The sequence below is a fragment of the Moorena sp. SIO1G6 genome (assembly GCF_010672795.1).
GTDB classification, from domain to species: Bacteria; Cyanobacteriota; Cyanobacteriia; order Cyanobacteriales; family Coleofasciculaceae; genus Moorena; species Moorena producens.
In genome coordinates, this window is sequence record NZ_JAAHFZ010000077.1 from 17,684 (window position 1) to 27,861 (window position 10,178).

Annotated in this window: 9 protein-coding genes and 3 pseudogenes; 6 read left to right on the plus strand and 6 right to left on the minus strand. The window is 43.9% G+C overall.

Going from position 1 to position 10,178, the window contains the following annotated elements:
* Window positions 1-39 precede the first annotated feature (39 nt).
* A complete protein-coding gene (locus F6K63_RS33335; RefSeq protein ID WP_044495852.1) occupies window positions 40-1,734 on the plus strand; it encodes a SpoIIE family protein phosphatase in 1,695 nt (564 codons plus the stop codon).
* A 3-nt stretch (window positions 1,735-1,737) separates the two neighbouring features.
* Entirely contained in the window at window positions 1,738-2,154 is a 417-nt protein-coding gene (locus F6K63_RS33340) for an ATP-binding protein (RefSeq protein WP_008191695.1), read from the plus strand.
* A 55-nt stretch (window positions 2,155-2,209) separates the two neighbouring features.
* On the opposite strand, the gene F6K63_RS33345 is transcribed toward F6K63_RS33340, so the two are convergent.
* Window positions 2,210-2,461, minus strand: a complete 252-nt coding sequence (locus F6K63_RS33345; protein ID WP_008191693.1) for a hypothetical protein — start codon at window positions 2,459-2,461, stop codon at window positions 2,210-2,212.
* Window positions 2,462-3,238: 777 nt separating this feature from the next.
* Window positions 3,239-3,667, minus strand: a complete 429-nt coding sequence (locus tag F6K63_RS33350) for a hypothetical protein (RefSeq protein WP_287314521.1) — start codon at window positions 3,665-3,667, stop codon at window positions 3,239-3,241.
* Here F6K63_RS33350 and F6K63_RS33355 point away from each other — a divergent pair.
* Window positions 3,611-3,820 (plus strand): annotated as a pseudogene (locus F6K63_RS33355) (SDR family NAD(P)-dependent oxidoreductase); the annotation flags it as partial. The gene F6K63_RS33350 and the pseudogene F6K63_RS33355 overlap by 57 nt on opposite strands.
* A gap of 186 nt (window positions 3,821-4,006) precedes the next feature.
* Here F6K63_RS33355 and F6K63_RS33360 read toward each other — a convergent pair.
* Both F6K63_RS33360 and F6K63_RS33365 read right to left on the minus strand, forming a co-directional pair.
* Window positions 4,007-6,727, minus strand: a complete 2,721-nt coding sequence (locus F6K63_RS33360; protein WP_287314523.1) for an AAA family ATPase — start codon at window positions 6,725-6,727, stop codon at window positions 4,007-4,009.
* 471 nt (window positions 6,728-7,198) lie between these two features.
* Entirely contained in the window at window positions 7,199-8,485 is a 1,287-nt protein-coding gene (locus F6K63_RS33365; protein ID WP_287314524.1) for an ATP-binding protein, read from the minus strand.
* Between the two features lie 302 nt (window positions 8,486-8,787).
* Here F6K63_RS33365 and F6K63_RS33370 point away from each other — a divergent pair, with 302 nt between their 5' ends.
* On the plus strand, window positions 8,788-8,922 hold the full coding sequence (locus F6K63_RS33370) for a hypothetical protein (protein ID WP_287314525.1): 135 nt from the start codon (window positions 8,788-8,790) through the stop codon (window positions 8,920-8,922).
* Here F6K63_RS33370 and F6K63_RS33375 read toward each other — a convergent pair.
* Together F6K63_RS33375 and F6K63_RS33380 are read right to left on the minus strand one after the other, a co-directional pair.
* The gene (locus F6K63_RS33375) at window positions 8,919-9,224 is read right to left on the minus strand and encodes a hypothetical protein (RefSeq protein ID WP_287314527.1); all 306 of its coding nucleotides are present in this window, start codon (window positions 9,222-9,224) and stop codon (window positions 8,919-8,921) included. The genes F6K63_RS33370 and F6K63_RS33375 overlap by 4 nt on opposite strands.
* A 183-nt stretch (window positions 9,225-9,407) precedes the next feature.
* Window positions 9,408-9,893 carry a hypothetical protein gene (locus F6K63_RS33380; protein WP_287257207.1) on the minus strand — a complete coding sequence of 162 codons (486 nt, stop codon included), beginning with the start codon at window positions 9,891-9,893 and terminating at the stop codon, window positions 9,408-9,410.
* A 142-nt stretch (window positions 9,894-10,035) separates the two neighbouring features.
* Between F6K63_RS33380 and F6K63_RS37505 the strand changes: the two are divergent.
* Window positions 10,036-10,110, plus strand: a pseudogene (locus F6K63_RS37505) (hypothetical protein); the annotation flags it as partial.
* Window positions 10,086-10,178, plus strand: a pseudogene (locus F6K63_RS37510) (hypothetical protein); the annotation flags it as partial. The pseudogenes F6K63_RS37505 and F6K63_RS37510, both read left to right, overlap by 25 nt.

Below are 10,178 nucleotides of genomic sequence, written 5' to 3' on the forward strand. Positions count from 1 at the left end.
GGGGTTTTCGGTTTTCCCCTTACCAAACCACAATTACTGATGAGTCAGGGAAATCAAGGCAAACTGAAATTGATGGTAGTAGACGATGAGTCTGACAACTTAGATCTACTTTACAGAACCTTCCGCCGAAAATTTCAAGTATTCAGAGCTAATGATGCCATAACCGCCTTAGATATTTTGGACACCGAAGGAGAGATGGCGATTATTATCTCAGATCAGCGCCTAGGAGGGATGAATGGCACAGAATTCTTGAGCAGGACAGTAGAGCCTTTTCCAGATACGATTCGCATCCTGTTGACTGCCTACACAGATATAGAAGATTTGGTGGCAGCAATTAACTCAGGTCAGGTCTATAAGTACATCACAAAGCCTTGGCAGGGTGAGGAACTAAAAGCAGTGGTGCGACAAGCTGCGGAAACTTACCAAGTGCTAAAAAAAAGAACCAGGGAACTTTCTCGGGCCTTACGACGGGAAGAATTGTTCAATATGGTGACAACGGCAATTCGAGAATCCCTAGATTATAGTAATCTACTGCAAAAGGTAGTGACCACCATGGGTCAAGCCTTTGATGCTACGGCTTGTATCCTGCGACCGGTAGAGTTCAACCAACTCACACCAGAATGTTTCACCTACAAGGTTTCTGGGGATGGCAAGACACCTCATATCCCTGATACTGATTTGATGATACAACAGGTATTAGATAAACCCGAGACTAAGTCGTGGCAAGAAACAAGGGATGATCAGAATTCGGTGCAGTTGATCGTTCCCTTACCGGACCAACAACAGATCTTAGGGGTGTTGTGTCTCTACCAGCAAGGGAGTGAGGGGTCTTGGAATAAAGAAGATATCCAGCTGATAGAAGCCGTTGCTAAACAAGCAGCGTTAGCGATTTCTCAGGCAAAACTACTCCAACGCACCCAGTTACAGGCTCAGCAGATGCGGGATGAACTAGATGTAGCTCGCCAGATTCAGAATAATTTGCTGCGTCAGAGTTGGCCAGAGATGGAACAGGTGCGAGTGCAAGCTCACTGCACCCCAGCGCGACAGGTTGGTGGGGATTTTTTTGAAGTGTATGTTCATCCCCAAGGAGATATATGGCTAGCAGTTGGAGATGTGTCCGGTAAAGGGGTACCTGCTGCCTTATTTATGACCAGTGCCATGTCGATGTTACGACGGGAACTTGCTCAAGAAACATCCCCAGACCCAAAAACAGTGATCCAAAATCTTAACCACACCATGTCAGATGACCTCTATCATACCAACTGTTTTATTACCCTGGTCTTGGCTCGTTATACCCCTGACAAGCAACAGTTGGTTTATGCTAATGCTGGTCATAGCTATCCTATGGTTTGGTCTCATCACCAAGTAGTCCAACAACACTCAGAGTCAAAAACTCCAGAGCCGACTTACCTCCAGGTTCGGGGTATTCCCTTGGGCATTTTGCCAAATTGGCAGGCGGAGTCAGGACATTTAAGATTAAATTCAGGTACCATCCTGCTACTAACAAGTGATGGAATTACGGAAGCAACCCTGAATCCAGTGAATCCAGTGACAGGTTCTTCATCCCATGGGTCAACCAGCACCAGCTCTAGGCTTGAGTCATCGGGTCTTTGGCAGCTTCTGCTTCAGGAACCTGCTCCCTTTGACCTGAGTCATTTATTAGCTCGGATTCGAGAGCGTACCAACCCGATTCAGGAAGACGACCAAACCCTAGTATCTCTGGAGGTATTGTAGTGGATGAAAACAGAACTACAGATACCGAGTGACCTGAAGTTTTTGAGCATTGTCGAAAACTGGTTTCTAGGGATTTTGCAGGTTGAACTCGGAAATCGTGTTGATTGGCCTAGTCTATCCAATCGTTTGCGATTGGTGTTAGTGGAAGCTTACTCTAACGTAGTTCGTCATGCTCATCGCGATCAGCCGAATTTACCGGTCTTGATTTGCCTAGAACTCAAAGAACGGGATATTGCTCTGGAGATTTGGGACTATGGTCAAGGATTTGATCCATCCACTTATACAGAACCAAATCCAGATGATTTACAGGAAAATGGCTATGGCTGGCTAATTATCCATCGACTAATGGATCGGGTGGAGTATCGCTTACAGGTCAATGGTCGGAATTGCCTGGAGTTGCAAGTCAGGTTAGCCAAGTAGCCCAGTAGCGGAAAAGCTATTTGGGGCGTTGCTAAATTCAAAAGGCAATTGTTAATTAACCTAATAATAAATAGGATTTAATTAACCCCATTAGTTTGCGTTTTCGGCCATGAACAGTTATTAATTTAGTACGGTAATCTGACCATTCTTGTTCTCTCCCCGAGGCAAGATAAGCATCACGGGCTTTTTTAAGCCATTCTACTGCTTCATAATAGTATTTTGCTTTTCCTGCATCCATAATTGACTCGGCGCGACGACAAGCATTACGAATTACCCAATCAGGATTGATTTCTATGGCTGCATCCATAACCCTGTGAGTCAGTCCATCGGAATCATAATAACTATTATCTAGAGTAGCGATCGCTTTATCAACTAATCTTTCATAGAGGTATAGCAGAAGTCAGAAGTCAGAAGTCAGAAGTAAAACTATTGCTATACTTAGCTTTGAGACTTTTGTCATGTCCTAACTGCCCTGGCGACTGCTATAAATATCAACTTTAACTTTTTATTCACCCCAGCTCTCATAAGTTGCTAAAGCTTCTAGTAATTATTCCTTGATCGTTGACCAATTATCTCCTGCTAATTTTTATATTTTGCGATAATCTGAAAAATTTTGTTGTGCTTTAAACGCTGTTACTTTTGCTGGGATTGCTAAACAATCATCGCCTAATTTGAAGGCTATTTAACTTGTAAAATAACTTAACCTGTATTGACAATTTTCCGGCAATTTTAATCCAATATCAGCAATTTATAAAGCCTATATTTGAGCATTTTGTTCGTTAATTAAGGCAGTAGCAAGGGCTAAAGCTTGTTCCATTATGGTCATTTGTGACCGTGCAGCTTTCATGGCGAGGTCAACCCGTTCTAAGAGGATATCTGAAAAGTTTTTTGATACTGAATTCTGCCCCCCTAGCCCCCCAATTCTGGGGGGAACAAGAATCAATTTGCTGGTAGAAGTCCCCCAAAATTGGGGGACCAACGGGGGCTTGGATGTAGCAAATGAGACTTTTCAGACAACCTCTAAACGAACTAACATGATCAAATACTTGATTAAAAGCCCTGTTGCTTGAGCTAAATAGAGATATTATTCGTAGCGTTGTTGTCGTTCTAAAATTTGTAGTCTAATTAAAGCTAAATCCTCAGCGTAATCTGGGGGAAATCCTTCCCATAAACTGGTCGAAGTAATATTTCCTTGAAGTATCTGTTGTAATGGTGGATAGTCCCAACCTTGCTGTAAAGCAGCCCTCGCCATGTCAAAATAGCTACCCCACTCGTTTTGCCAAAAGTCAAAATTTACTTCTAAGTCTACTTTTTCTGATTTAGCTATATCTGTACTGAGAATTGTTTCGCACCAAACAGTATTTAATTCACAAGCAATATCATCATTGTCGATACCATACTCATCTACCAAATCCCAGTTTTCGATGCAAGACTCGGTAATAGCAGTTAGCATTGCGATCGCATTTATATGACCAGTGTTGATACGGGTTGGATTACGGACGAGAAGCCTCATCCTGTGCGTGAATACCTCCGTCAGCAAGGATTTCGTCCACCACTTGATGTGATTGATGGCGCTGCACGGGTTTATGATCCCATTGTGCGCGGGTTAGCAGGAGAGCGCCTCTATGGGGTGTTCCTGAAAGACTATAAACCATGTGATTGGTAAGGTTATATAGCGCTACGCGCAAGTCAGAAGTTAGAATTTAGAATTTAGAATTTAGAATTTAGAATTTAGAATTTAGAATTGGGAATCGGGAATCGGGAATCGGGAAAACTGATCTGACTCCCGATACCCCCATCTCCCCATCTCCCCACACTCCCTACTCCCTACTCCCTTCGCTATAGTAACTCCTCAAGGGTTGATTAGCTTAAGCAAAATAGTCTCCCATTTTTCTAATGATGCTTTATCGCTAGTCTGAATTGTATGAATTACCAACCCCTCCATAATTGATGACCTAAATAAGTAGACTGGTTTCTCTAAGTCTTGATTCCTCATAATCAAACCTTGTTGTTCGAGAGAAGATAAATCTAATTCTTGTTGGCTAAAAACTAAGTCAATATCACTTAAGTCAACAGTAATCTTTTGCTCCAGACTACCTTTCAACTTCGACCAAGCCATCAGTATCAACAGACCTTGCTCGACATCCCTGCACCGTTGCCAAATATCTTGAAAAATATGTCTAGTTTGACTTTCAAACTCCTTGGCAAAGGTTTCAGTATCGGGTAACTTCCCAGTTCTTAATTCTCTAAATAGCAAAGAACCAGCAATTTGTAGCAGCGCTGGACGTCCACCAGCCATGTTTTGAATAACATCCCGTAATGCTGGTGTGATTGGAATACCTTGTAGCAGAGTATCCACTTCAGTCTCCGTTAATGGCCTAAGTACCACAAACAGATAGTGATTGTACCACGGGGATTGATCTGGGGTTAGACTCGGTCCAAGTTCATTGAAACGTTTGAGTGAGGTGACAATCATTGATAGATATTCCCTCTCCCGAGATTGATAGGCAATACTGCGACACTCACTTAGAAAGACTTCTATGTCAGCTTGAGTATAGTGCGGGTTTTCTCGCAAAGCCGCATCATAGTCATCCACTAGCAACACCAAGAACTTGTTTCGTTTCCCAAGCTGCCCCAATACTTGGCGCATCCCCCTGGCAGTTGCTTTTCCCTGGTCGAGCAATGTTTCAATGTCACTCTTAAGGTCTGGCTCACTATCTAATTTATCCATCAGCTCAATTAGGACTTCTTGCCAAAACCCGGAAGCTGTAAACGGTTGGATACTTTCGCAACTGAATAGCACCATCACCGCCTGTGATGGCTCTTCTCCATACTCTTGCCAAACGTCCGGGGAAGCCAGGAGTTCCAGGAAAGAGGTCTTTCCCATCCCTGGGCCACCCCAAATCGCTAAGTTACTGCGGTTATATATTTGATCAAAGGCAGTCTCAATGAGAGATTTTCGTCCCACAAAATTTTCTGGGTGAACTGGTGCGCCTACAACGAAAGGATTGTTTAATTTGTTATAGAGCTTATAAACCTCTTGATTATCTGGCTCTATGGTTAGCACTTGCTTCAATTGCTGCGTTGTGAGGATAACTTCCCCTACTTCCATCAGGTGTTGTGCATAACCTAAATGCGATCGCACTAATCCATCCTGATTCCGGACTCGATCAACTAGGTATGCTCGCTGATAGCATTGCACTGCTTTATCAAATACGTCACCTTCCAAATATATCCTTGCGATCTCGAATAAAGCACTAAAGTGATTGGGATTGGCTTTCAAAACCTGTTCATAGGGTTTCACCCCCTGAGCATTTCGTTCAATTGCTTGTTGATAACTAGCCTTAGCCTCTGGATCGAGGTCTTCCAATTCCAATATCTCTCGCCGCAATGGGTAACGTTGGACTAACCAGCGGCGGACTAATTCTATTTCTACTTTGTAATATTTTCCGTTGTAGGATGAAACTTGATCAGTTATTTCTACGACCCCTAAGAAACCTAATTTAAGCAGTTTTTCCCTAGCTTGAGTCAAAGACTCGGTGATGGTAACGCCATATTCTTCCAGTAAACTCAACGGGTCTTGCACAACCTGATTAGGATTTCTTTCAGCTTTTTTTTGAGCCTCTGCTACTGCGGAAAATATCACTCGTTCCAGAATCGGTAATCCATCCCGAAACCAGGTTAATCCTCCTTCACCAATTTCAATGGCATCATCAACAATTCTAGTCACATCATCACGAGTTACCTGCCACTTTTGTTCAGTTCTAGCTTGAGCAAACAGTGCATGACATAGGACCTGAGTGAAATAGGGATGACCTGATGTTAATGCTAAGATAGCATCGATTGCCTCCGACTCGTAGGTCAAAGACCCCTTAGCTGGTTCAGTAATTAACTCTGTGGCACTTCGTTCACTGAGCAAGCCAACTTTTTGGCTAGGAGCACCTTTAAATAATCCCAGCAACTTGGGCATATCATCCAGTTGCCGTCCTATAAACGGAATAATAAATAATCGCTGATCTTGTTCGATTAGAAATTTTAAATAATGGAAAAACGTTTCAGATGAAGACTCCTTTGATGAAGCAAGCTCTGAGGTATAATAGTTACTACTCAACACATCAAATTCATCTAGCAACAACACCAGCTTTTTATACCCTAATTCTTTATAGACTTTTGGTAAAAAGCTATCTGCAAAAAGATTCGGATTGGTTTCTAATTCCGTAATGCTTGGTAGATTAATAGGGTCAGATTCTAGCTGAATTTGTTTAATAATAGCTTGTCCTAAACTGTATAGAACACGGCTAAGGGATAACTGACTTTTGTCCTGTAGATCAAACTGAACAAACACAAATTCATCTTGCCCAACAAAATTGGGAATTTGTTTAAGTACAGTGGATTTACCAATACGTCGTTGACCATGGAACAAAATTACCTGTACGCCCTGCTGGAGGTTGTCCTCAATGAATTCAAACTTGTTGCGTCTACCGAAAAATAATTCTGGTTCAGAAATGGGACGACCAACAATGTAAGGATTTCTTCTAATATAAGGATTTTTCCGAACAGTTGCACTAGTCATGTTGGCTTTCTTCCCAGTTACGTTGTAAGGATTCAGCTATCAGCATTCAGCTATCAGCATTCAGTTATCAGCTATCAGCTATCAGCTATCAGCTATCAGCCAAGACCTGTGGCCACCCTACTTGAGGTGCGAACAGCTTTTGAATAAAATAAGCTGACGGCTGACTACTGTTCGCGTAGCGTGCGCGTAGCGCATATACTTAGATGGGCTTTTCCCCAGACTTTAAATGGGTGCATCTCCTAGAAGCTATTTTAACCGGTGGTGCGTTACGGGGGGGCTGTTCCAACGCTAGCTACGAGGAGGCAAATTAGGGCGAGCCCCCCTAACGCACCCTACTCAAAATTTACTACGCAAACGAGGTTTATTTTAAGCTGACAGCTGACAGCTGACAGCTGACGGCTGACTACTTACACTCACCCAAATAAGAACTGCTATATAGTATCACCACAAGCTCAGGAGAGCAACCTTAGTTTATCCGCTAATTGCGCCTTTTGGAAGAGCAGCTGTAACTTTTCCAATCCATTCTAGGATAGATGGCACCTGGTCTTTATTATTCCATAACCAACGAATGGCTTTGGTGACTTTTTCTGCTTGCTTTGAACTCATCACATTCAGAAACACTTTCTTTCGTTGTTCTAGTTCAGTTTCATTGCTATTCTGGATTTTTTTGACCACCCACCACTCCATAATGGAAGATGCAAAGGAATAATTTATCTTATCTTCCGTGTATTGACGTTTAATCACTCCTTGCCCCACTAGAGCATTTAATTCTAGCTCCTGCTGACTGAAAATGTTATCAATATTACTGATATCGTAGCGCTGATTACGCAATCGACCCTTTAGTTCAGACAGTGCAATTAGCATTAACAAGGTTTGCTCGATGGGATTAGATAGTTCCCACATCTGTTGAAATATATGTAGGGTCGTATTTTGAAACTCTTGGGCAAAGGTAACAGGGTCGAGGTCTCCTCCAGCTCGTAACTCTTGGTACAGCAGATAACCGGCATTCTGTAGCAAGACCGGGTGTCCATCAGCAATCTCTTTAATACCATCCCGCAAGGCTGGTGTCATCGGCATACCAAATAGCAGAGTATCTACTTCATTCTTGCTAAATGGCTTAAGTTGTCGAAACAAATAGTGATTGTACCAGGGGGATTTATCTGGGGTGAGACTCGGTCCAAGTTCATTAAGACGGCGAGAGGAGGTAACAATCATGGAGAGGTATTGCCTTTCCTCAGCAAAATAGGCTACGCTGCGACACTCACTTAGAAAGGCTTCCATGTCAGCTTCAGTGTAGGTTTCATGAGTCCGAAAAACAGCATCATAATCATCAGCTAGCAATACTAGGAATTTGTGGTGTGCTCCCAGCTTACCCAAGACTTTTCGGAAATCCTCAGCAGTGCTTTTTCCGTCTTGCACGAATCCATCAATATCTGCTTGCAGCCCAGGATTGCTGTCCAGTTTAGTTTTAATCAAGCTCAAGGCCTTTCCCCAAAAGCCAGACCCACTGAAGGGATGGATACTGAGGCAATTCACCAACACAATCACTGCTTGCGATGGGTCGGTCTGGTGTACTCGCCAGATTTCCGGCCAAGTCAGTAATTCCAGAAAGGAAGACTTTCCAATGCCCGGACCTCCCCACACTGATAGGTTACTGCGATGGCAGATTTGGTCGAAAGCGGTTTCAATCAGAGCGGTTCGTCCCACAAAACGCTCTGGGGGAACTGGCTTACCGACAATGAAGGGATTTTTTGGCATTGGAATTAACAAGTAATTAAATCAGTAACTATTTCAGAAGTGTGGAAGAGGGAATTGGGAATAGGGGGAAAAGTGTGGGGAGAGTCTGGGCAGGGGGAGGAGTGTAGCAAGAAGGGGGAGAGGAGGGCGGGGGCTCGGGCAGATTAATTAAGTTGTTTTCGATTAAATCAGTATTTTTAACTACATTTTTGCTCATTTTTCTCGTAGTTCCTACTCTGATGACAACAACGATTTTGGGAAACGTTTATGACTGGATTTAACTCTTGTGGCACTATTTCCAGTATATAGCAGTTCTCAATTGTGTGAGGTACTTTGGTTCTGGGTTAATGAGAGCAGGAAGTCGGGAGTCGGGAGCGGTGCGACCCGTGGCGAATTTAATTCGCCAACGGAAAGCGCACCGAGGGAGTCGGGAATCGGGAATCGGAACCCACCCCTAACCCCTCCCAGGAGGGGAACGGGAATCGGGAATCGGGAATCGGGAATCGGGAATCGGGAATCGGGAGTCGGGAGCGGTGCGACCCGTGGCGAATTTAATTCGCCAACGGAAAGCGCACCGAGGGAGTCGGGAATCGGGAATCGGGAATCGGGAATCGGGAGTCGGGAGCGGTGCGACCCGTGGCGAATTTAATTCGCCAACGGAAAGCGCACCGAGGGAGTCGGGAAAAATTCTGTGTAGCTCATTACTATGATAATCCGAAAAGGCATGAAACCCTGAGGATATAGGGGTTTCATGCCTCAAATAAATTAGCTTTTAATCAGGCTAGTATGAAATAGTTAAATCGGTGCTACGTTTCCCAAAATTTTAGGTTACTTGATATTAATTGTCTGTCCCAACAATTAATATCATCTGTAGCATATTTTTTTCTATTTCCTATAACTAGCCAGTAAGTATTCAGCTGATAGCTGATAGCTGATAGCTGACCTAGCGAGTCCAAACACTACCACTGAAGCCACCTGTTCTCCGAACTGCTGTTAGTCTGCGGTTTGAATCTATTCTGACTACCATCTCGCCAGAGCCGCGAGTCCGACCCCTGGGTACATCTGCCCAGTTACCAGCAACTTCACTCCGACCAATGTAGCCATGAAAGACATTGCTGAAACTTCGGCCATTATTAGAACTTTGACCATACCACCACAGTTCATTACCTACTTGCCGAATATAATAGGTGCCACCATCATTGGCTCGCCAGGTACCAGTCAGATTAACTGCAACCGCTTGAGCTACCAAGTCCGGTGAGGATGTTTGGTCAAAGGTACTTTTCTGTTCTAGTTCAGGGACTGTGGTAGAGTTGCGATTAGCCCCATTGCCAAGAAAGTCTGGGATTTTTGCCAAGGTGGGATTGACCAGACTCATAGCAAAAACTGCACCACTGATACAAAGAGTTGCTGTACTTAGTTTGAATTTCATAATTACCTCTTTGAAAGAGTACTGGAAGGAATCAAGGTCTCAAACTTTTCCCTCCAATTACTTATCAGGGTGAGTTTTATTGTTTACTCTTGGGGTAGGGATTTTGTAATTTTTCTTAACAAAACCTAGATCGTAGGTAAGCATTCAGCTATCAGCGGTCAGCGGTCAGCGGTCAGCGGTCAGCGGTCAGCGGTCAGCGGTCAGCGGTCAGCGGTCAGCGGTCAGCGGTCAGCGGTCAGCGGTCAGCGGTCAGCGGTCAGCGGTCAGCGGTCAGCGGTCAGCGGT

Coding starts and splice junctions, on each gene's coding strand:
- F6K63_RS33335 (WP_044495852.1), top strand. CDS start 40: ATGAGTCAGGGAAATCAAGGCAAACTGAAATTGATGGTAGTAGACGAT.
- F6K63_RS33340 (WP_008191695.1), top strand. CDS start 1,738: ATGAAAACAGAACTACAGATACCGAGTGACCTGAAGTTTTTGAGCATT.
- F6K63_RS33345 (WP_008191693.1), bottom strand. CDS start 2,461: ATGGATGCAGCCATAGAAATCAATCCTGATTGGGTAATTCGTAATGCT.
- F6K63_RS33350 (WP_287314521.1), bottom strand. CDS start 3,667: ATGAGGCTTCTCGTCCGTAATCCAACCCGTATCAACACTGGTCATATA.
- F6K63_RS33360 (WP_287314523.1), bottom strand. CDS start 6,727: ATGACTAGTGCAACTGTTCGGAAAAATCCTTATATTAGAAGAAATCCT.
- F6K63_RS33365 (WP_287314524.1), bottom strand. CDS start 8,485: ATGCCAAAAAATCCCTTCATTGTCGGTAAGCCAGTTCCCCCAGAGCGT.
- F6K63_RS33380 (WP_287257207.1), bottom strand. CDS start 9,893: ATGAAATTCAAACTAAGTACAGCAACTCTTTGTATCAGTGGTGCAGTT.